The 20,295-nt window shown below is 72.3% G+C and carries 18 protein-coding genes; 9 read left to right on the top strand and 9 right to left on the bottom strand.

Annotation, left to right across the window (positions count from 1 at the left end):
• Positions 1-63 precede the first annotated feature (63 nt).
• Both ACF1BH_RS17420 and ACF1BH_RS17415 read right to left on the bottom strand, forming a co-directional pair.
• Positions 64-387: a hypothetical protein gene (locus ACF1BH_RS17420; RefSeq protein ID WP_391643328.1), complete on the bottom strand. Its 324-nt coding sequence runs from the start codon at positions 385-387 to the stop codon at positions 64-66.
• A 157-nt stretch (positions 388-544) separates the two neighbouring features.
• A complete protein-coding gene (locus tag ACF1BH_RS17415; protein ID WP_391643327.1) occupies positions 545-1,213 on the bottom strand; it encodes a hypothetical protein in 669 nt (222 codons plus the stop codon).
• Positions 1,214-1,580: 367 nt separating this feature from the next.
• Here ACF1BH_RS17415 and ACF1BH_RS17410 point away from each other — a divergent pair, with 367 nt between their 5' ends.
• The gene (locus ACF1BH_RS17410; protein WP_391643326.1) at positions 1,581-2,033 is read left to right on the top strand and encodes a hypothetical protein; all 453 of its coding nucleotides are present in this window, start codon (positions 1,581-1,583) and stop codon (positions 2,031-2,033) included.
• A 39-nt stretch (positions 2,034-2,072) separates the two neighbouring features.
• Here ACF1BH_RS17410 and ACF1BH_RS17405 read toward each other — a convergent pair whose 3' ends face one another.
• Positions 2,073-4,259 (bottom strand): protein kinase, encoded by a 2,187-nt coding sequence (locus ACF1BH_RS17405; RefSeq protein WP_391643325.1) that lies wholly within the window; start codon positions 4,257-4,259, stop codon positions 2,073-2,075.
• 345 nt (positions 4,260-4,604) lie between these two features.
• On the opposite strand from ACF1BH_RS17405, the gene ACF1BH_RS17400 reads away from it, so the two are divergent.
• Positions 4,605-5,195: a TetR/AcrR family transcriptional regulator gene (locus ACF1BH_RS17400; RefSeq protein WP_391643324.1), complete on the top strand. Its 591-nt coding sequence runs from the start codon at positions 4,605-4,607 to the stop codon at positions 5,193-5,195.
• Between the two features lie 66 nt (positions 5,196-5,261).
• Here ACF1BH_RS17400 and ACF1BH_RS17395 read toward each other — a convergent pair whose 3' ends face one another.
• The 5 genes from ACF1BH_RS17395 to ACF1BH_RS17375 all read right to left on the bottom strand — a co-directional run bounded on the left by ACF1BH_RS17395 (position 5,262) and on the right by ACF1BH_RS17375 (position 11,451).
• Entirely contained in the window at positions 5,262-7,091 is a 1,830-nt protein-coding gene (locus tag ACF1BH_RS17395; RefSeq protein ID WP_391643323.1) for an SPFH domain-containing protein, read from the bottom strand.
• Positions 7,091-8,512, bottom strand: a complete 1,422-nt coding sequence (locus ACF1BH_RS17390; protein WP_391643322.1) for a TIR domain-containing protein — start codon at positions 8,510-8,512, stop codon at positions 7,091-7,093. The genes ACF1BH_RS17395 and ACF1BH_RS17390 overlap by 1 nt, the downstream gene beginning before the upstream one ends.
• Positions 8,509-9,096 carry a toll/interleukin-1 receptor domain-containing protein gene (locus ACF1BH_RS17385; protein WP_391643321.1) on the bottom strand — a complete coding sequence of 196 codons (588 nt, stop codon included), beginning with the start codon at positions 9,094-9,096 and terminating at the stop codon, positions 8,509-8,511. Before ACF1BH_RS17385 ends, ACF1BH_RS17390 begins: the two co-directional genes overlap by 4 nt.
• A 242-nt stretch (positions 9,097-9,338) precedes the next feature.
• Positions 9,339-10,784, bottom strand: a complete 1,446-nt coding sequence (gene argG / locus ACF1BH_RS17380; RefSeq protein WP_391643320.1) for an argininosuccinate synthase — start codon at positions 10,782-10,784, stop codon at positions 9,339-9,341.
• Between the two features lie 160 nt (positions 10,785-10,944).
• A complete protein-coding gene (locus ACF1BH_RS17375; protein WP_391643319.1) occupies positions 10,945-11,451 on the bottom strand; it encodes a hypothetical protein in 507 nt (168 codons plus the stop codon).
• A 576-nt stretch (positions 11,452-12,027) separates the two neighbouring features.
• Between ACF1BH_RS17375 and ACF1BH_RS17370 the strand changes: the two genes are divergently transcribed.
• From ACF1BH_RS17370 to ACF1BH_RS17350, 5 genes are all read left to right on the top strand, one after another.
• Complete coding sequence (locus ACF1BH_RS17370) at positions 12,028-12,192, top strand: hypothetical protein (RefSeq protein ID WP_345078330.1); 165 nt, start codon at positions 12,028-12,030, stop codon at positions 12,190-12,192.
• A 58-nt stretch (positions 12,193-12,250) separates the two neighbouring features.
• The gene (locus ACF1BH_RS17365) at positions 12,251-12,544 is read left to right on the top strand and encodes a Dabb family protein (RefSeq protein ID WP_391643318.1); all 294 of its coding nucleotides are present in this window, start codon (positions 12,251-12,253) and stop codon (positions 12,542-12,544) included.
• A gap of 312 nt (positions 12,545-12,856) precedes the next feature.
• Positions 12,857-13,666, top strand: a complete 810-nt coding sequence (locus ACF1BH_RS17360; RefSeq protein WP_030286018.1) for an RNA polymerase sigma factor SigF — start codon at positions 12,857-12,859, stop codon at positions 13,664-13,666.
• Between the two features lie 201 nt (positions 13,667-13,867).
• A complete protein-coding gene (locus ACF1BH_RS17355) occupies positions 13,868-14,704 on the top strand; it encodes an RNA polymerase sigma factor SigF (RefSeq protein WP_391643317.1) in 837 nt (278 codons plus the stop codon).
• 1,082 nt (positions 14,705-15,786) lie between these two features.
• Complete coding sequence (locus ACF1BH_RS17350; RefSeq protein WP_391643316.1) at positions 15,787-16,170, top strand: hypothetical protein; 384 nt, start codon at positions 15,787-15,789, stop codon at positions 16,168-16,170.
• A gap of 155 nt (positions 16,171-16,325) precedes the next feature.
• Here ACF1BH_RS17350 and ACF1BH_RS17345 read toward each other — a convergent pair whose 3' ends face one another.
• Positions 16,326-16,544 (bottom strand): hypothetical protein, encoded by a 219-nt coding sequence (locus ACF1BH_RS17345; protein ID WP_391643315.1) that lies wholly within the window; start codon positions 16,542-16,544, stop codon positions 16,326-16,328.
• Positions 16,545-17,054: 510 nt separating this feature from the next.
• On the opposite strand from ACF1BH_RS17345, the gene ACF1BH_RS17340 reads away from it, so the two are divergent.
• Both ACF1BH_RS17340 and ACF1BH_RS17335 read left to right on the top strand, forming a co-directional pair.
• Positions 17,055-17,528 carry a MarR family winged helix-turn-helix transcriptional regulator gene (locus tag ACF1BH_RS17340; protein ID WP_391643314.1) on the top strand — a complete coding sequence of 158 codons (474 nt, stop codon included), beginning with the start codon at positions 17,055-17,057 and terminating at the stop codon, positions 17,526-17,528.
• An 11-nt stretch (positions 17,529-17,539) separates the two neighbouring features.
• Complete coding sequence (locus ACF1BH_RS17335) at positions 17,540-20,116, top strand: MFS transporter (protein ID WP_391643313.1); 2,577 nt, start codon at positions 17,540-17,542, stop codon at positions 20,114-20,116.
• The last annotated feature ends 179 nt before the right edge of the window (positions 20,117-20,295 follow it).

Raw genomic sequence — 20,295 nt, 5'->3', positions numbered from 1 at the left:
CCGCCCGCACACACGGATGAAATCCACCGCCGCCCGATCGGGCGGCGGTGGATCCGCGGACCACTATCCGGCTTCCGAGCCGACGCTCCGCCTCTGCCGGGCCCGGTCCGGATGGGTGCGCCACCAGCCCCAGACCGTGATCCGGTTCAGCCCCCGGCGCCGCCGTGCACAGCTGCCGCACTCCTGGATACGGGCACGGCGGGTCAGAGCCGCGATCGCGTCTCCCAGACCGACCGGGTGCCGGCGGCTCCGCCGCGCACCCGCCTCCGGGATCTGGCCCTCCAGCCCCTCCCAGGTCAGCGGCAGGCCGGGGACGGGCTGTATGCGCTCCCGCTCGCTCGGGCTCAACTCCCGTACGTCGGGATGGGCGAGAAGTTGCTGCCTCATGCGCTGATCCGCAATCCCTACATACGCGGTCCGTGTCCCGTGGACGAGCACCGCGTTCCCGACCTCGTACTTCGTCACCCCCGCGAGGTTCCCGCCGGTCGGCGGTTGAATCGGAACTTCCAGCCAGTGGATGGTTCTCACGTGACTCTCTTCCCGTTCAGTTGTTGCAGCATCCGGCGCCGATCCGGCACCACCACGTGCAGTCGCAGGTGGCACAGGCAGCGCACTTCACAACGCACAGGCCACACCGCCCCGCGAGGCAGGCGAGGTACACGGCCCAGGTGGCCGGCGGGCAGGTCAGGGCGGCGGTGATGCACTGGCCTCCGCAGTCCGAGGAGCTGAGGCAGGACTTCAACGCGTCCCACCAGCCGTCCACGGTCACCAGCTGCCCACTGCTGCCGGTGACGTGCTCCTTCACGCCGGAGACGAACTGGTCGCTCGTCGTGCTGAGGGTGAAGACACGGTCCACCCTGAGGCCGGCGGGGCTGCCCACCAGCGAGGCCACGCACTCCGCCACCTGCTGATCCTGGGCGGTGTGGGACTGCACCGTCAGGCTGGACTCGATGGTGAGGACCTCTTGGGCGGGCGGGTTGGCCACTTCCTGGGGCACAGGAACGGCACTGCTGAGTTTGAACGTTCCGCTGGTGCCGAAATGCTGGGGATCGGACAGTTCGGCGGCGCTGCTCAGGCCGAGATGGTCCACCAGCGCGCTGTGCGTGCGGGAAACTTCCGGGTTTTCCGCGGCCACGCGATTCCACTCCTGACGTGCCTGATCCGGAGAGAAAACTGACAGCTGACTCTCCATCACCGATGGGGTATTCGTCATGGAGATCTCCTCCTCCATGCCCGACCGGGCGAATTCGGGGTGCCGGTGATTCCGACCTCCCGCCCAGAATGCATCCGCCCCGAACACGCCGCATGTCGACCAACTCCACGCTACTGCAAGGTATTTGGTGAGCGTAATTTGCAAACTACGTCTTCGCTGATCAGGTCATGACGTCATGAATGGTGCGGGCACCGTCCCCGTGACCGTGCGCCTGGCGTACGGCACCCGGGCACGACTGCGTGAAGTGTTGTGCGCTCAACGGAGCCGGAGACGCGAACTGGCGGCCGGCGAACGGTGGAACACCAGAGGGCTGAACCGCCGCGAGGCATCCGCGGTACGCGCCGCCTGGCGACAGGAACTGGCGACGATGAGGGAACGCGGTCTGCTCCTGGACTCCCTCGACGCCCTGGCCACCCTCGGCGTGCGGCGCGAGGTGGCGGACCGGGGCTGGGACCGCCCCTGGCCCGCCTGTCCGCCGCAGGCCCGCGGCCTCGGGCGGTGGCCGGGGTCGGCGGACGGCGGCTTCCCCGAGCAGCTGCCGCTGCGGCTGCCGGCGGTACTGGAAAACCAGGTCCGGGCGGCGTGCTGGTACACGTCGGCCGGGGCGATCGAGGCACTGGAGGTGTGGCGGCGCCGGTATCCCCAGGTCATACCGCGCCGGAGATGGGCGCCGAGCGGGCTGGAAAGCGCTCTTGAGACGTATGACCGGCTGGCCGCGCGGGTGACCACGACCGGCGAGATCTGGCGCGCGGGGATCGAGCGGGGAATGGCTGCCGCGGCCCGGCGCGACGCCGTCGGTGCCGGTGGGCGCCCGCGGTGACCCGCACCGGTAGCGTCCGGGTCGGGTCACCGCACGGCCTCATGCGCGCTTGTAGTAGTAGCCGCTGCCGCTGGCCGCTCCGACGTTGTGCTGGATGCCGCTGCCGTTGACGGTGAAGTACGAGGCGTCGAGGCTGTCGTAGCAGTAGCCGGGGTTGGGGCCGACGCGCCGGGCGGCGCCGACGTTGATGCGGCTGCTCGTCCGGGAGGTGACCCGGCCCTCGTACAGGCAGCTGTTGTACGGGAAGTCGCTCAGGCTCACGGTGCCGGAGCGGGAGATCCGGATGGAGCCCGGCTGCCCCGGGTTGTACGGGTCGCCGTAGGTCCAGTTGCCGACGAAGGGCGCGGGGACGGTATCGCCGCCGGAGCCGCCGCTCGTGCCGCCGGAGGAGCCGGAGCCGCTGCCGCCGGTCGCGCTGCCGCCTCCGCCGCCGGACGAGCCGGACCCGCCGCCGGACCCGGAGCCGCCGCCCGCCGCGGTGCCGCCGCCCGCCGCGGAGCCCGAACCGCCCTCCGCGTCACGGCCGTTGTGCCCGTCGCGGCCGTCCTTGCCGTCGGCGCCCTTCGTTCCGCCGGTCTTGCCGTCGTCGTCCTTGCCGGGCGCCTCGGAGTGGGTGCCGTGGCCGGACGGGTCGCCGCTCGGTGCGGACGGGGACACGGGGGCGCTCGCGTGCGGCGCCCCGGCCGTGGGCGGCGGTGTGGCGGTACGGCTGAACGGCTGGAGCACGGCGAGCGTTCCGCCGCCCACCCCCAGGACCAGCACCACGGGCACGGACACGATCCACCGCCGGCGCCGCCGCTCCGGGGCGGGCTTCCCATCGGCAGGCTTCCCGTCGGCGGGCTTCCCGTCGGCAGGCTCCCCGTCGGCGGGCTTCCCGTTCTTTCCGCCGGTGGGAGCCGCCGCGGCGGTCGCCCTGTCGGGTTTCTCCCCGGCAGCCTCCCTGCGCGTCTCCCCGGCGGGCGCTTCCGCGCGGTCCGCCTCGTCCGGCTTCTCTCCGGCGGGCTCCCCGTGCGTTTCTCCGGCGGGCGCCTCCCCTCCGTCCCCGGCCGGCCCTTCTCCCGGTTCCCGTACCGGCGCCGCGCCCGGCGGGACGGGTGCCGCCGGACGCAGGCCGACGGTTTCCCGGTCCGGGGCCGTCTCCCGTACCGGCGCCGCCTCCGCGTCCAGCAGCCGGGCCGACTGGCGGGCGAGGCGGCCCAGCACCTCCGGCGGCAGCCACGACGCCCCGGCCGGGGGACCGGACGCGGAGCCACTGCGAGGGCCGGAAGCGGAACCGGCACGAGGGTCCGCGCCGGAAGGAGGTGTGGAGCGGGGGTCGGCGGTGCCCCCGGCGGCAGCCACCCCTCCCGCCAACAGCTCGGCCACGGACGGCCGTTGGCCGGCGTCCTTCGTCAGGCACCGGCCGATCAGCCGCCGTAGTCCGGCGTCGTGGACCTCGTCCAGATCGGGGGCGTTCTCGACGATGTGGAACATCACCGCGTGCTGGTTGCTGACACCGCGGCCGAACGGAAGGGCGCCGGTGGCCGCGTAGGTCAGGACGCAGCCGAGGGTGAAGACGTCGCTCTTGGGGCCCGCGGGGTCGCCGAGGATCTGTTCGGGGGACATGAAGCCCGGGGAGCCGATCACCATTCCCGTGCTGGTCAGCAGGGATTCCACGGAGGTGCCGACGGCGCGGGCGATGCCGAAGTCGATGACCTTGGGGGCGTCGGCGGTGAGCATGACGTTGGAGGGCTTGAGGTCGCGGTGGACGATGCCGGCGCCGTGGATGTCGTCCAGCGCGCGCAGCAGTCCGTCGGCGAGGGCGAGCACCGACGCGGCGGGGAGCGCGCCGTGGCCGCGGACGACCTGGTCGAGGGAGAGCCCGGGGACGTAGCCGGTGGCGACCCAGGGAAGCGGCTCGTCGGGGGCGGCGTCCAGTACGGGGGCGGTGTACCGCGCGTTCACCCGGCGCGCGGCGTTGATCTCGCGGCGGAAGCGGGCGCGGAACTGCGGGTCGGCGACGTGTTCCTCGTGGACCACCTTGACCGCGACGGTGCGGCCCGCGGCGGAGCGGGCGAGGAAGACACGGCCCATGCCGCCGGCGCCGAGCCTGCCGAGCAGCAGGTAGGGGCCGATGCGGGCGGGGTCGGCTGCGGTCAGCGGGGTGAGGCCGTCGTCGGGGGCGCCGCCGCCGCCGCCTTCGCTGCCGTCGCTGTCCTCGTGCACGCCGTTGTGGACGTCGGTCATGGCCGTGTGATCCCCCGGTCGTCCCCGCCGCCGGATCGGTGGGGGGAGATGTTGTCGTGGAGCGGTGCAGTAGGAGACGCCCTCGGGGCGCCGCGGGTTTCCGCGGCGCCGAGGTGATCCGCACGCTCCCGCCGCCGCCCGGCGGACGGGCAGGAACGTGCGGCACGGCCCGGGGGCCCGATGCGGACGCCGGGCCCCCCGCCGCGCTGCGTCCGCACACCGCAGTGTGGAGCACACAGCGGTTTTCCGGAATATCTTCCGGAAAAAATTCTAGAAAATTCTCCTATGCTGGTCCCGAGGTGCCCGCGGGGCGCCGGACCCCGAACCGGGAGCGAGGCGGCGGCGATGAGTCCGAAGCAGCAACGCGGCGCGGCCACCGCCGCCCAGGTCCTCGACCGCGCGCTGGAGATCTACGCGGCGGACGGTGAGGCCGGCCTCACGCTGGGCGCGATCACCGCGGCCAGCGGCGTCAGCGCGGGCAGCATCTACCACCACTTCGGCAGCCTGCCGGGCGTACTGACCGCGCTGGCGCAGCGCTGGCTGGCGCGGCTGCTGGAGGAGATGACCGCCGCGCTGGCGCAGGTGGACGACGCGCGCGCCGGCGTCCAGGCGGTGGTCCGGGTCTATCTGCGCTTCATCCAGGCGCACCCGGACGCGTCCCGGCTCATGCACTCGGCCCCCGTGGACCGCGAGGCCATGGCGCGCGCCGCCCAGCTCCGCGGCTCCCAGGAGGCCCGCCTCGCCCCCCTCGCCGCCTGGCTCCACGCCCACCAGGAGGCCGGCGAACTGGCCGAACTCCCCCTGCCCGTCCTCGAATCCCTCATCCTGGGGCCGGTCACGGGGCTCGCCCGCCGCTGGCTCTCCCTGGGCGACGTCGACCTGGACGCGGCCGTACGGGAGATGCCGGAGCGGATCTGGCGGTCGGTGAGCCCGTAGGCGCGAGCGGTCGATGAGCCCCTACGGGCCGCCGGCACAGGTCACCGCGGCCCGCCGGGCGACGCCTCACCTCTGGGTCTCGTCGGCCTCCACCGCCTCGACGTCCTCCAGCGTCTCCGCGTCGACGGCCGCGCCCCGCCCCTCCGGCAGTACGGGGGCCTCCGTCGCCCCGCCCAGCTGCTGTTCCGAGCGGAGCGACCTGACCCGGTCCATCATCCGGGCCACCGCCGACATCGGCAGGGCGTCGATGTAGGTGGAGATGTCCCCGCCGCCGATGTACTGCGGGACCTGCATACCGGAGATCTCCTTGATGATGCGGATCATCGCGACGTTGTCCCGGCCCAGCGCCTCGATCTCCCCGTCGAGTTCCAGCACGGCACGCCGCCGCTCGGCGATCAGCCGCCGCTCCTCGATCTCCAGCTCGGCCTCGGCGTTCTTCTTCTCGTGGGCGAGCCATTCGCCCCGCTGCTCCGCCTCGAACGTCCGCTTCAGGGCGTCGTTGAGCGACTCGTCCTCGGCCCGGAACTCACCGAGCGTCGTCAGCCGCGCCTCCACGCCCGCGGCCTCCAGGGCGGTGCGTACCTGCGCGGCGAGGTCGGTCCGGGTCTCCGCGTAGGTGCTCAGGAACTCCGAGACCGTGGAGGCGGCGGCGATCTCGTTGAAGTACGAGGCGACGGTCGCGCCGAGCACCCGCTCGACGAACCGCTGCACCGGGATCGGATCGTTCTCCAGCCCGCCGAGAACGGAGGTCTGGGTGCCGCCGAATTCGCGGATCAGCCGGGGCGCGGCCTTCCGGGGGATGACCAGGGTCTGGCTCATCTCCACCGACAGCCGGTGGCCCTGGACGGTCACGACGATCTGCCGCAGCTGTGCGTCGTAGTTCCGGGACGCCGACGCGGTCTTGTACATCCACTCCAGGATCAGCAGCCGGGTCGGGACCAGCATCACGCGCACGAACCACGGGTTGAGGGTGTAGACCGGCCCCTCGGCGAGCGTCTCCTCCTGCACACCGCGGCGCCCGCCGTTCTCCAGGAACACCCACGGCAGCTGGAAGCGCCGGTGCCCCGGCACCCGCGGCCCCAGCTCGTCGTCGGCGTCCTCCTCGGGATCCGCGCCGTCGAGCGTGACGACCACACCGGTGAAACCGACCGGAACGGTGATCTCCCGGAGGTGGTGGACGGTCAGCCCGCTGCCGCGGAAGCGGTCGGTGGTGACGTTGTCGGTGGTGACGATTTCGAAGAGCGCCGGATTGATGTCGTAGTACGAGCCACCGGCCAGCACCGCCATCTGCCGGCCCTGCTCCCCGCCGCCGGCCAGGAATGCCTCCCCGTCCTGGAAGTTGTCGCACTCCACATGCGGGCCGAAAAACCGGTCCAGCTGCCGGTTCCCGCCGTCCTTGGCGCTCACCAGGCCGATCGTTCCGGAGCCCACGTAGGTGCGCGGGGCCAGCTCGACGCTGAAGAGTTCGGTGTTGAGGTCGTAGGTGTGACCGCCGCTCAGTGTGACGACCTGGACGCCCTGCTCGCCGCCGTTCAGCAGGAACGCCTGGCCGTCCTGGTAGAAGTCGCACTCCACGGCCCGGCCGACGGTCCGCCCTTTCGGCTTCTTGCGTCCCTCGTGGGCGGTGACCACGCCGATGCTGTCCACCGGGATGCGCACCCGGTCGACGAAGGTGACGTCGTACAGGCCGGGCAGCATCCAGATGTAGCGGTCCGGGAGGAGCGTGCGTGCCCAGATGCCCCGCGAGGAGCGCGGGGTGATCCGCCGGAACTCCGCGTCGGCGCGCCCGTACCGCCGGGTGACGATGCCGACCTTGTCCGGTGGGACGACGACGCGGCCGTACCACGCCAGACCGGCCAGGGCACCGAGCAGTACCGGGATCAGCAACCATGCCATCAGCGGGAAGCCCCCTCGTGGTGGAAGTGCAGATGCGTGGCCAGTACGGTCGCCGTCCACTGGTCGTACCAGTCCGGGAACCGCTCGGTCTGCGGGTTGCGCAGCGTCGGGTAGAAGCCCGGACGGCCACCGGGCCCCGCCGCCGCGGTGAACTCCCGGTAGGAGCGCGGTACGCCGCCCGTCTCCGAGCCGCGCCAGCCGCAGGCCACCGACAGGGTCAGGAACTCCGCGTGCCGGGTGCCGCGCACCGTCGCCGTCCGCGCCTGGGCGGTGAAGCCCTGACGGTCGTGGGTGTGGCCGGCCCACAGCGCGTCGATGCCGGCGAGCACGCCGGACGGCACGCGCCGGGCGTCGCGGGCGCGCAGCCAGCCGTCGTCGAGCCGGCCGGCGGCCTCCAGCAGGAGCGAGGTGGTCAGCAGGTCGGCGTGGGCCCATTCGCCCTGCCGCAGGGCGTGGGCGAGCCCGTCGAGGGAGGTGACCGCCGGGATGCGGACGGCGCGGACCGGGGGCCGGGCGAGCGGGGCGGGCAGGATGTCGGCGGGGCCGAGCGGACGGCCCTCGCCGTGGGCGTCGTGCAGGCGCCGCAGCAGGGCGACGTGGTCCGCTCCGGGCAGCCGTCCGTCCCGGGCGTCGAGGTACCAGGTGTGCGCCAGGTGGTAGTTGCGGTCGCCGTGGAGCAGGACGGGGAAGAAGGGCCGGTCGTGCAGCAGCCCTTCCAGGATCATCCGGGTGATGTCGTCGGAGTCCTGGGACTGCGGGGACATGAGGACCACGACGGCGGTGGCGTACCGCAGGCGCTGCCGGATGGTCCAGAAGTGCGCGTCCCCGGGCCGCAGGTCCCCGACGGACCAGGTGGGGAGCCCGGCTGTGCGCAGCGCGGCGGCGAGCGCCTGCCCGTAGGCGGCGTCGGCGGCGGCGTAGCAGAGGACGACGCCGGGCTCCTCGGGCGGGGTGAGCGGCCGGGGCGGGGCGGGCAGGGCCGCGGCGAGGCTGTCCGCGTGGCCGGTGGCGGGGTCCGGGGCGTGGCCGAGGATGACGGCGGCGAGTTCGGCGACCTTGGCGTCGTACTCCTGGGCGCCGAGGTCGCGGAAGTCGCGCCAGGTGCGGTTCGCGGCGAACGGCGGGACGGTGACGTCGCCGCGGAGCAGCGGGATGAACCGCAGGTCCCCGCGGGCCCCGGCGGTGGCGAGGGCGGCGTACTCCTCGTGGGCGCGCGGTGAGGCGGCCGATGCCGGGCTGATCAGCACCAGGGCGGTGGTGGCGGCGCGGATCTCCGCCTCCAGCCGGTGCACGACCACGTCGCCCGGGAGCAGCTGCCATGCGTCGAGGAAGATCTGGACACCGTGGGCGGTGAGGCGGGTGGCCAACTCCGTGGCCCATGCGGTGTCTTCGGGTGCGTGGGAGAGGAACACCTCGCTCACGGGCGGCCTCCGCCGGTGTCGGGCCCGGCGCCGCCGCCCACGGCGCGGACGAGGGCGGCCAACTGCGCGTCGCACCCGTCGGCGCCGGACGCCCGCAGGTCGAGCGGCCGGCGGATCCGGGCGAACGGCGGGAGCGGAACGTCGTCGATCAGGACGGGGACGAACCGCCGCCCGCCGGTGTGGGCCCGCTGCAACAGCGCCGCGTACTCGTCGCGGATCGCCGGGTCGGCCATGGTGGCGCGGCTGAAGAGCAGCACGCCGTTGGCCGTCGCGAGCAGCGCCCGCTCCTTCTCCAGCGACGCCACGAGCCCCGGGCCGATCCATGCGTCGAGGAAGACCGCGAGGCCCGCTTCCCGCAGCCGGTCGGCGATCCGCCGGGCCGGGCCGGCGTCCGCGTCGGCGTACGAGACGAAGACGTCGTAGGCGGATACGGGGTCGGGCGCAGGGGGCTCGGCCGGTGCCGGTGGTTCGGCCGGTGCCGGTGGCCGCCGTCGGCGGAGCTGTCCGCGCACGGCCACGTATCCGAAGTACGTCGAGGCGAGGGCGGTGGCCCCGCTGATCACCCCGATGACAGCGTCCAGCATCTCCACTGCTCCGCCCCCGTCCCCCGCGTCACACCATCGTTCCAGCGTAGTCGCAGGGGGGTGAAGTGGGCGTCAACTCGCTTTATCCACGAGGGAGTTGGAGGCGAGTGGGGTGTGTGGGGACGAAGGGGTGAGAGTGGCGTGCCGACGGCCGCGGGGCGGGCGCCTGCCGGGCGCGTACCGGCCGCACGCGCGGCGGGCCCCGCGGACCGGAGTCCACGGGGCCCGCCGAAGGGGAATGCTCAGTCCGTGCCGGATTCCATCGCGGCGCGGTCCAGGGCCTCATCCTCGGCGGAGACCTCGCCGCGGGAGGCGATGGCCTCGGCGCCGCCCTCGGGCATGGAGCCGATCAGGCCGGTCGCGGCGGCCTGGGCGGCGCCGACGGCGGGGCTGGTGGTGCCGATGAGGCCGATGCCGGCGTACTGCTCCAGCTTGGCGCGCGAGTCGGCGATGTCGAGGTTGCGCATGGTGAGCTGGCCGATCCGGTCGACGGGACCGAACGCCGAGTCCTCGGTGCGCTCCATGGACAGCTTGTCCGGGTGGTAGCTGAAGGACGGGCCGGTCGTGTCGAGGATCGAGTAGTCCTCGCCGCGCCGCAGCCGGAGGGTGACCGTGCCGGTGACGGCGGCGCCGACCCAGCGCTGGAGCGACTCGCGGACCATCAGGGCCTGCGGGTCCAGCCACCGGCCCTCGTACATGAGGCGGCCCAGGCGGCGGCCCTCGTTGTGGTACTGGGCGAGGGTGTCCTCGTTGTGGATCGCGTTGACCAGGCGCTCGTACGCGGCGTGCAGCAGGGCCATACCGGGCGCCTCGTAGATGCCGCGGCTCTTGGCCTCGATGATCCGGTTCTCGATCTGGTCGGACATGCCCATGCCGTGGCGGCCGCCGACGGCGTTGGCCTCCATGACGAGGTCGACGGCGGAGCCGAACTCCTTGCCGTTGATCGTCACCGGGCGGCCCTGCTCGAAGCCGATCGTGACGTCCTCGGTGAGGATCTCGACCGACGGGTCCCAGAACTTGACGCCCATGATCGGCTCGACCGTCTCCAGGGAGACGTTCAGGTGCTCCAGGGTCTTCGCCTCGTGGGTGGCGCCCCAGATGTTGGCGTCGGTGGAGTACGCCTTCTCGGTGGAGTCCCGGTAGGGGAGGTCGTGGGCGAGCAGCCACTCCGACATCTCCTTGCGGCCGCCCAGCTCCGTGACGAAGTCGGCGTCCAGCCAGGGCTTGTAGATCCGCAGGTTCGGGTTGGCGAGCAGACCGTAGCGGTAGAACCGCTCGATGTCGTTGCCCTTGTAGGTGGAGCCGTCGCCCCAGATCTGGACGTTGTCCTCCAGCATCGCCCGGACCAGGAGCGTGCCGGTGACGGCGCGGCCGAGCGGTGTGGTGTTGAAGTAGGGGCGACCGCCGGAGCGGATGTGGAACGCGCCGCAGGTCAGCGCAGCCAGACCTTCCTCGACCAGGGCGGCCCGGCAGTCGACCAGGCGGGCGATCTCGGCGCCGTAGGTCTGCGCGCGGCCGGGCACCGAGGCGATGTCGGGCTCGTCGTACTGGCCGATGTCGGCGGTGTAGGTGCACGGGACCGCGCCCTTGTCGCGCATCCACGCGACCGCGACCGAGGTGTCGAGGCCGCCCGAGAAGGCGATGCCGACGCGCTCACCGACGGGGAGGGAGGTAAGGACCTTGGACATAGCAAGAGTATGCAGTGTTTAGAATTTTCATGCAAGCCCACCCCGCGCCTCCTCACCCCAATGCCCCTCCGCACCTCTCCGACCTGCGCCAACGCGAACGCCCGCCGTCCGGACACTTCCGGGCGGCGGGCGGTACGTCGGCGTGACGGCGGTGCGGCGGTCAGCTCCGGCCGCGGCGGAACGCCTTGCGCACGAAGTGGACGATCAGCCAGATCACCAGCACCACGACGAGCAGGAAGATCACCACGAGCACGATCAGGAAGATGCCCAGCTTCTTGAAGAAGCCCTTCTTCTTTTTCCCGGACTTCGCGTGGGCGTAGTGCACCTTCTTGATCTTCGAAGCGGTGGCGACGGTGGCGTTCCCCGCCTCCCCGGTCGTGGCCGCAGCCGCGACGACCGGACGCGGTGAACCGGCGGCATCCGCACCGGACTTCGTCCCGTCCACGGCCGCCCCGGCGTGGTGCACGACGACCGCGGCCGGACGGGCCACGGCGGCGGTCGCGGGCCCGGCGGCCGCGCCCAGCAGACCGAAGAGCAGCGCGAGCACCGTCGCGGCCCGGCGCCGGGCGCTGCGCGAACCCCCCTTACGGAGTGCGGAGTTACCGGCCTCCGCGGCCGTCCCCCCGGCCACGCCGGTTCCCGGTGCGCGGCGTATGTCCCTGTCCATGGTGTGATCCCCCTCGGGCGTGCGTCGGACGCTGGGCCGCGACCCGGAGACCGTCCGCGGCGTACGCCATTATCGGCGGCGCGGACACCCGCTCGGCCCGCGCGCACGCACCGTACCGCCCGGCGCCGCACACCCGAGGGGAGCGGACCGCCCGGGGCGACGCCTCCGTGAGGGGACGCCACCGTAAGGAGACGCCTCCGTAAGGAGAAGAAGAAAGGGAAGCGGCCGGGCGGGGTTCGCCGGCCGCTTCCCTGAGGGCCGGGCCTCCGAGTCGGTGCCGCGTTCGGGGGTGTACGCGGCACCGGCCCCGCAGTGAGGCCCGGCTCGACCCCGGGGACTCCTGCCGGGCCCTCCGGGGCGCACCTCCATGCTGCCCCCGCCCGGCGCCCCCGCGGTCCGCCAAAGGGCCTGCGTCGATGGGCCTTTGGTCCCGTCCGCGCGGGGCGGGCGGGCCCCGGGCGGCCGGAGCCCGGACCGCGGAACCGCCTTCCGCCCGGTACGCCGGGCCCCGGAGTGGTTACACTCGCCCGGTCGCACAGGGGAGCGGGCAGCACTGCCCAGGGGGAGACGGGTTCGATGGCGCAGGCGAGAAAGATCGCGATGTACGTGCTCATCGTCTTCGTGCTGTACACGATCATCACCTCCCCCGACCGGGCCGGCGACCTGGTGAAGATAGGCTTCGAAGGTGTCTCGTCCGCCGCGAAGGGCGTCGGCGAGTTCATGACGCAGCTGGTCAGCTGACCGCCCCCGGCACCGCCGGCCGGTCCGGCCAGGCACCGCCCGCCGCACGGAGGCCCCAGTGATCCGCCACCTGGTCCTGTTCCAGCTCAACGACGGCGTCTCGCCGGACGAACCGCGCGTCCAGGAGGCCGCCCGCGCCTTCATGGAGCTGGGCGACAAGATCCCGGAGCTGACGCACTGGGAGTGCGGCTGGAACATCACCGACCGGCCCATCGCCCGCGACTTCGCGATCAACTCCGCCGTCGCCGACCGCGACGCCCTCGCCCGCTACCTCGCGCACCCGGCCCACCAGGACGCCGCCGCGCAGTGGCGCGCGTTCGCCACCTGGGTGATCGCCGACTACGAATTCTGAGCGCCCCCGGCACCCCCTGACGCGCCCCTCGCCCCCGGCTCCGACGCCGGGCGGGGGGCTTTTCCGTGCCCACGTGGCGAACGGGGCACGGGCCGCGCCCACCTGCGGACGCCCGCACGGGTACCGGCGTACGCGCGGGCGCCCGGCGCGCGCGACGGTACGCCGTTCGGGGCCCTCCCACCGGGCAGCGACGCACCGCGTTACGGCGGTCAACTCGCCGGTCAACACGGAGTAATGCGGTACTTGCACACACTGCGCATGTCTTGTGATGCTATGACCGCTTTGCCGGATACATGCATTGTGAAGGGTGGCGTGACCGTGACGGCCCGTACTGCGCCCAAGGCGCCATCCCGCGAGAGCCGGAGCGCGGACACGCGGGCGCTCACCCAGGTGCTCTTCGCCGAACTGGCCGGGCTCGAATCCGGCACCCCCGAGCACACCCGGGTCCGCGCCGCCCTCATCGAGGCCAACCTCCCGCTCGTCCGGTACGCCGCCGTTCGGTTCCGCAGCCGCAACGAACCGATGGAGGACGTGGTCCAGGTCGGCACCATCGGCCTGATCAACGCCATCGACCGCTTCGACCCGGACCGGGGCGTGCAGTTCCCCACCTTCGCGATGCCCACCGTCGTCGGCGAGATCAAGCGGTACTTCCGCGACAACGTCCGCACCGTCCACGTACCGCGCCGCCTCCACGAGCTGTGGGTGCAGGTCAACGGCGCGACGGAGGACCTGACGGTGCTCCACGGGCGCTCCCCGACCACCGCCGAGATCGCTGAACGCCTCAAGATCGGCGAGGAGGAGGTACTGGCCTGCCTGGAGGCCGGACGGTCGTATCACGCCACATCCCTGGAGGCGGCCCAGGAGGGCGACGGCCTTCCCGGACTCCTCGACCGGCTCGGCTACGAGGACCCCGAGCTGGCCGGCGTCGAACACCGCGACCTCGTCCGGCATCTGCTCGTCCAGCTTCCCGAGCGCGAACAGCGGATTCTGCTGCTGCGTTACTACAGCAACTTGACGCAATCTCAGATCAGCGCGGAGCTGGGGGTGTCGCAGATGCATGTCTCGCGGCTACTGTCACGGAGCTTCGCCCGGCTGAGATCCGCAAACAGGATCGAGGTCTAACCGGCAGGGGCGACACGGGACCCCGCGTTCCTGCGCAGATATGTCGACATGACGCTACAGCGCGTTGCCGACATGTGACATTCTGCTGGAACCGCGTTTGCCGCGGCGCCGCCTCCGGTATTCAGGTGGAGGTATCACTCTCCGGTCCGCCTCGGTCCGGGGACGCCGCAGCGACCCGACCCGCGACCTCAAGGGGGTGGCATGTCCGTAGAACTGGACAGCTCAAAGGTGATTCCCGCGATTCCCGCGCCCGCGTCACCCGTGCACGACGACGACGCCATCAACACCCGCACGCTCTCCCGCTCCCTGTTCCTGCGGCTGGCCACGCTCGACAAGGACTGCGCGGAGCGTACGTACGTCCGCGACACCCTGATCGAGCTGAACCTCCCGCTGGTGCGGTACGCGGCAGCCCGGTTCCGCAGCCGTAACGAGCCGATGGAGGACATCGTCCAGGTCGGCACGATCGGTCTGATCAAGGCGATCGACCGTTTCGATTGCGAACGCGGAGTGGAGTTCCCGACGTTCGCAATGCCAACGGTCGTCGGCGAGATCAAGCGCTTCTTCCGCGACACCTCCTGGTCGGTGCGGGTCCCGCGCCGCCTCCAGGAGCTGCGGCTCGCCCTCACCAAGGCCAGCGACGAGCTGTCACAGAAGCTCGACCGCTCGCCGACCGTCCCCGAACTCGCCCGCGCGCTCGGGGTGTCGGAGGAGGACGTCGTCGACGGTCTCGCCGTCGGCAACGCCTACACCGCCTCCTCGCTCGACTCGCCCTCCCCCGAGGACGACGGCGGCGAGGGCTCGCTCGCGGACCGCCTGGGCTACGAGGACACCGCGCTGGAAGGCGTGGAGTACCGCGAGTCCCTCAAGCCGCTGCTGGCCAAGCTGCCGGCGCGGGAACGGCAGATCATCATGCTGCGCTTCTTCGCCAACATGACGCAGTCGCAGATCGGCGAAGAGGTCGGCATCTCGCAGATGCACGTCTCCCGCCTTCTCACCCGCACTCTCGCCCAGCTGCGGGAAGGGCTGATCGCCGAATGAGGACGGGTCCGCCGAGCGGTCGTTGACCTCCCGCGTCATCGCACCACCAGCACCACGCGCACCACCGTTCACACGATGCGCACCACTCGGCGGACTGCGAAGAGAACCATCGGCCCGACACCTCCGTCAGCCGGTCGCCTCTCTTCCCGGTCACCTCCCTCGCCTGCCGCATTGCGCCCCGGGGCTTTCACCGGGGCTTCGTCCCAGAGTTCGTACCGGGGCTTCTCTTCCCGGGTTCGCGCCGGGACTCCCTCCCGGGTCTCCGGGCCCGGTCGTTCCGCCGCGCCCCTTGGCGGCTCTTCTCGACCGTGGCGGCTCTTCTGACGCCCCTCGGCTCCTCGCCTCGGCCTCTCCCCTCACCTGACGGTCGCGCCCCGGGTCGACGCGCCGGTCTCCGGCGGTCCCTCGGTGATGGCGCCCGCCGAGGTCTAGGAATCTGACGGCCCGTCATCAACACTGGGCCGATGCGACAGTCACCCCGCCCGGCCGCCCGTGACACGCCCTCGCACCCCGCACCCGGCGCCGTACGCCCACCGGGGCCCGCCTCGGCCCCCCGCCGCCTCCGCCCCTCCCGTACCGCGTCGGCGGTCGCCGTGTGCTGCCTTGGCGGCGCGGCACTCGTGGGCTGCGGAAGCGGAGCCGGTCAGGGGTACGCGGCGGTCGGCGCCGCCGGGGCGAGCGTCCCGTCCGGCACACCCTCCGGGAAGGGCGTCGAGCTGACCCCGCTGGACGGATCCGGCTCGTCCGGCGGGGATGGCGGCGACGCAACCGGGAATGCCGGCGAGGGCAAAGATCCGGCCAACTCCACGCCCGGCAGCGGGGGTTCCGGCATTCCGGATCATTCAGGGAAGGACCCTGAGGGTTCCGGCATCCCCGGTATCCCCAACGCTCCGGGCGGGGCCGATATGCCGGGTGGGGCCGGCGCACCGGGCGGGGCCGGCTCGTCCGCCTCGCCGCCCGCCCGGCCGGGGACGCCCGGCACACCGGACCCTTCGGGCTCACCCGGCAACCCGGGCACGCCGTCGCCTCCCGGGCTCCCCTCCCCCACCCTCCCCGCGGGCGAGGGCGCGCCCGCGGGTCTGGTGATCGGGAAGCCGGAACGGGCGGACGGCGGGGAGCGGTGGTGCGAGAAGGTCACGTTCCCCGTGGTGAACACCGGTACGGAGCCGGTCACCGTCGGCACGGTCACGTTCGGGACGCACATCATCGGCGCCCTCGGCATCGACTGGGACACCCGCACCTCGACCCGGAAGCTCCCGCTGCCCCTCGCACCGGGCGCCCGCCGCACCGCCTCGTACCGGATCTGCGTGGACGCCTGGCGGGTCCCGCTGGGGATGCACATCGACACCAAGGATGTCACCTTCGACTGGACCCGCCACCCCGGGGACGCCCCCGCCTCCGGGCCCGGCACCGCCCCCGCGACGAAGGCACAGAAGGCACAGAAGGCACAACGGAAACCTGGGTAACGAACCGGGGGACGGACCGGCCGCCCCCGACCTCGCCCTCAGCCCGAGGCCCGAGGCCCGATGAGCGAGCCCGCACCCGCACCCGCACGCGAAAACGGGGCCCGAAAGGATTCCGGGCCCCGCGCTGTACGGAGGGGTGAGGGGTGGTGCCGGGGTCAGGCGAAGGCGAGCCAGACCGCTGCGGCGACGACCACCACGGCGACGACGATGCCGACGATCAGGCCGACGCGGGGGCCGGCCGACTGCTCGGGGGCCGGAGCGCGGCGGCCGCCGGCCTGCGGGGTGCCGCCCTCGTCGACGAAGGCGCGGAACATCTGTGTGCTGCCCGCCGGGTCGTAGTTGCCCTCGGCCTGGTTCTGCGGGTTGGTCGCCATGGGCAAGGACCCTAGCGAACCACGCTCTTCGGAGCACCCCTGGACCGTGCGCGAGGCGGCGCCGGAACGCCCCCGGAAGCGGCCGGCCGGCACCACGCACCCGCCGCCCGACCGCCCCTGCCCCGCCCGAAGGCCGCGCCCTCCCGGTACGTAACGGAGAGGAGGGGAGAAGGGAGAGGCAAAGGGGCCTTTGTGGCAGAGGGGGCAGTGAGGGGCGGAAGGCGCGGAACGGCGGCCCGGGCGCCGCCTCGCACACCGCCACCGGCGCCACTGAGGCGCCCGGAGCGCCCGCCTGGACGTCCCACGTGACGCTGCCCACATTCCGGAGCCGCCCGGACACCGCGGACAGGCGGCGCTGACCTGCGACTTCCCGGTGATCGTCAATTCCCTTGACCCCGGGCTGAGATCACCTTGCCCTCCCCTTTACCGTAGGGGCCACCTATTCGTTTGCCTTCAGCAACCAACCGACCCTATGGTTGCCTCAAGCAACAAAACCGCGTGGAGGAGCCCATGGCCGCCCAGAGTCAGTACGAGGAACTGGCCAGGCAGCTCAGCGCCATCGGAGCCGTCAAGCGTGAAATGGGGCGCATCCTGCCCCAGGACTGCCCGCCCGCCTCGGCCGGCCTGCTCACCCTCCTCGACCGTCACGGCGAGATGCGGATGAGCCAGCTGGCCGAGCTGCTCGCGATCGACATGTCGGTGACCAGCCGGCACGTCGCCCACGTCGCGGACCGCGGCTGGATCGAGCGCAAGCCCGACCCGGCGGACAAGCGGTCGCGTCTGTTGCGTCTGACCCCGAGCGGCAAGGAACTCCTGACGGAGCTTTCCGAGCGCTACACCCACACACTCGCCCGGTACCTGGACGACTGGTCCGACAGCGACGTCGGCCACCTCGTCGAACTGCTCACGCGACTCCGTACGAGCTTCGGCGACTGCCGTACCCGGGCGCATCACGACTCCACCACCCGTACACCCGCAGGATGAAAAGGAACCACATGGCTACGACCACACCAGCCGGTGTGCGGGGCGGCCACGCCAAGCACGGGGGCATACCCGCCTCCGGACAGCCGCCCATGACGCACCGTCAGATCATGGAGGCACTCTCCGGGCTGCTGCTCGGAATGTTCGTCGCCATCCTGTCGTCGACCATCGTGTCGAACGCGCTCCCCGAGATCATCCACGACCTCGACGGCGGCCAGTCCGCCTACACCTGGGTCGTCACGGCATCGCTGCTGGCGATGACCGCGACCACCCCGCTGTGGGGCAAGCTCTCCGACCTGTTCAGCAAGAAGCTGCTGGTCCAGATCGCGCTGATCATCTACGTCGCGGGTTCGGTCATCGCCGGTCTGTCGCAGAACGCCGGGATGCTGATCGCCTGCCGGGTGGTCCAGGGCATCGGCGTCGGCGGTCTCTCCGCCCTGGCGCAGATCGTCATGGCCGCGATGATCTCCCCGCGTGAGCGCGGGCGGTACAGCGGTTACCTCGGTGCCACCTTCGCCGTCGCCACCGTCGGCGGCCCGCTGCTCGGTGGCGTCATCACCGACACCAGCTGGATGGGCTGGCGCTGGTGCTTCTACGTCGGCGTGCCCTTCGCGGTGATCGCGCTGATCGTGCTGCAGAAGACCCTGAAGCTCCCCGTCGTCAAGCGCGAGGGCGTCAAGGTCGACTGGGCGGGCGCCTTCTTCATCAGCGCGGCGGTCTCGCTGCTGCTGGTGTGGGTCACGCTGGCCGGTGACAAGTACGACTGGATGTCGTGGCAGACCGCCGCGATGGTGGGCGGCTCCGTCGTCCTCGGTGCGCTCTTCGTCTTCGTCGAGTCCAAGGCGAAGGAACCGATCATCCCGCTGCGGCTGTTCCGCAACAAGACGATCACCCTCGCCTCGCTGGCCTCGCTGTTCGTCGGTATCGCGATGTTCACCGGCACCGTCTTCTTCAGCCAGTACTTCCAGCTGGCGCGCGGCGAGTCGCCGACGATGTCCGGTGTGATGACGATCCCGATGATCGGCGGTCTGTTCATCTCCTCGACCGTGTCGGGCCAGATCATCACCAAGACCGGCAAGTGGAAGGCGTGGCTGGTCTCCGGCGGCGCCCTGGTCACCGCGGGTCTGGGCCTGCTCGGCACCATCCGCTACGACACCGCCTACTGGCACGTCGCGATCTTCATGGCCCTGATGGGTCTGGGCATCGGCATGATGATGCAGAACCTGGTGCTCTGCACGCAGAACCAGGTCGCACCGCAGGACCTCGGCTCCGCCTCGTCCGTCGTCACCTTCTTCCGCTCCCTCGGCGGTGCGGTCGGCGTCTCGGCGCTCGGTGCCGTGATGGCCACCCGGGTCACCCACTACGTGAAGGACGGCCTCGCCGAGCTGGGCCCGAAGGCGGCCAAGGCCGCTGCCCAGGGTGGCGGCGGCGGGGGCATCCCGGACCTTGACGCGCTCCCGGCCCCGCTCCGTACCGTCATGGAGAGCGCCTACGGGCACGGTGTCGCCGACATCTTCCTGATCGCGGCCCCGTGCGCCCTGCTGGCCTTCCTGTTCACCCTGTTCATCAAGGAGGTCCCGTTGAAGACTCGCGGCGGACTGGCCCAGAACGCGGACGGCGAGGAGCCGGCGGCCACCCCGGCCGCCACCCCCGCGGCCACCCCGGCCCCGGCGGCCGCAGCGGCCGCGGACGAGCGGGAGCCCGCCCTCGTCGGCGCGGGTGCCCCCACCGACGAGCACACGCCCTCCTGGGCGCAGCCCGCCGCGGCGGCCACCACCCAGCCCCTGGCGGCGTTCGCGTCGGCCGGCGGCGGTGACGTCCCGGCCGGGCCGTCGATCACCGGCTTCATCCGCAACCCCGAGGGCCACCCCGTGCCGCGCTCCGCGGTCACGCTGATCTCCCTCAGCGGCCGCCAGCTCGGCCGCGCCGCCGCCCAGGCGAACGGCGCGTACGAGCTGACCGCCCCCGGCGCCGGTTCGTACGTGCTGATCGCGGCGGCCGACGGGCACCAGCCGCAGGCGTCGACGGTGATCGTCGGCGACCAGCCGCTCGGCTACGACATCCTCCTCAGCGGCACCAGCGGCCTCGGCGGCCAGGTCCGCAGCGCGGTCACCGGGCAGCCGGTGGCGGGCGCGATGGTCGTCGTCACCGATGTGCGCGGCGAGGTGCTGTCCACCGGCGTCACCGGCCCCGAGGGCTACTTCGCCTTCGACGAGCTGGCGTCGGGCTCCTTCACCGTCGCGGTGAACGCCGCGGAGTTCCGCCCCACGGCCCTGCCGGTCGAGGTCGGGAACCAGGGCACCACCCGCATCGAGGTCGAACTGCTCTCCGGCGCGAAGGTGGAGGGCGTCGTGCGGGCCGGTTCCGCGCGGCGGCCGCTGCCGGACGCCCGTGTCACCCTGGTCGACGCGGCGGGCAACGTCGTGGCGACCTCCACCACCGGTGAGGACGGCGCGTACGCCTTCACCGACCTGGACGCCGGCGACTACACGGTCATCGCGAGCGGCTACCCGCCGGTCGCCAACGGCCTTGCGGTCGACGCCCGCGGGGTCGACGGCTACGACGTCGAACTCGCCCACCCCGGCGAATGACCCGCCGTCCGGGCACCCGCCCGGACGACGACAGACCCCGGACCGGGGCGCGCTTTTTGAGCGGAGACGCGCCCCGGACCGGACCCCAGGGCTCCGGCAGCGGCGCTGCGCACAGGCAGGGGACGGCCTGCAGGCCGCTGCCGGAGCCCGCACACGTACCAGGCAAGAAACGGGAGTGG

It is taken from the genome of Streptomyces sp. NPDC014733 (genome assembly GCF_043083385.1).
Lineage (GTDB): Bacteria > Actinomycetota > Actinomycetes > Streptomycetales > Streptomycetaceae > Streptomyces.
The sequence above is the reverse complement of the archived record's forward strand: the minus strand, read 5'-3'. Positions and strand labels throughout refer to the sequence as shown.

Bases quoted from the DNA above. Each gene is read 5' to 3' on its own strand.
- ACF1BH_RS17420 (WP_391643328.1), bottom strand. From the start codon at position 387: ATGAGGCAGCAACTTCTCGCCCATCCCGACGTACGGGAGTTGAGCCCG.
- ACF1BH_RS17415 (WP_391643327.1), bottom strand. From the start codon at position 1,213: ATGACGAATACCCCATCGGTGATGGAGAGTCAGCTGTCAGTTTTCTCT.
- ACF1BH_RS17410 (WP_391643326.1), top strand. From the start codon at position 1,581: ATGAGGGAACGCGGTCTGCTCCTGGACTCCCTCGACGCCCTGGCCACC.
- ACF1BH_RS17405 (WP_391643325.1), bottom strand. From the start codon at position 4,259: ATGACCGACGTCCACAACGGCGTGCACGAGGACAGCGACGGCAGCGAA.
- ACF1BH_RS17400 (WP_391643324.1), top strand. From the start codon at position 4,605: ATGAGTCCGAAGCAGCAACGCGGCGCGGCCACCGCCGCCCAGGTCCTC.
- ACF1BH_RS17395 (WP_391643323.1), bottom strand. From the start codon at position 7,091: ATGGCATGGTTGCTGATCCCGGTACTGCTCGGTGCCCTGGCCGGTCTG.
- ACF1BH_RS17385 (WP_391643321.1), bottom strand. From the start codon at position 9,096: ATGCTGGACGCTGTCATCGGGGTGATCAGCGGGGCCACCGCCCTCGCC.
- argG (WP_391643320.1), bottom strand. From the start codon at position 10,784: ATGTCCAAGGTCCTTACCTCCCTCCCCGTCGGTGAGCGCGTCGGCATC.
- ACF1BH_RS17375 (WP_391643319.1), bottom strand. From the start codon at position 11,451: ATGGACAGGGACATACGCCGCGCACCGGGAACCGGCGTGGCCGGGGGG.
- ACF1BH_RS17370 (WP_345078330.1), top strand. From the start codon at position 12,028: ATGGCGCAGGCGAGAAAGATCGCGATGTACGTGCTCATCGTCTTCGTG.
- ACF1BH_RS17355 (WP_391643317.1), top strand. From the start codon at position 13,868: ATGTCCGTAGAACTGGACAGCTCAAAGGTGATTCCCGCGATTCCCGCG.
- ACF1BH_RS17345 (WP_391643315.1), bottom strand. From the start codon at position 16,544: ATGGCGACCAACCCGCAGAACCAGGCCGAGGGCAACTACGACCCGGCG.
- ACF1BH_RS17340 (WP_391643314.1), top strand. From the start codon at position 17,055: ATGGCCGCCCAGAGTCAGTACGAGGAACTGGCCAGGCAGCTCAGCGCC.
- ACF1BH_RS17335 (WP_391643313.1), top strand. From the start codon at position 17,540: ATGGCTACGACCACACCAGCCGGTGTGCGGGGCGGCCACGCCAAGCAC.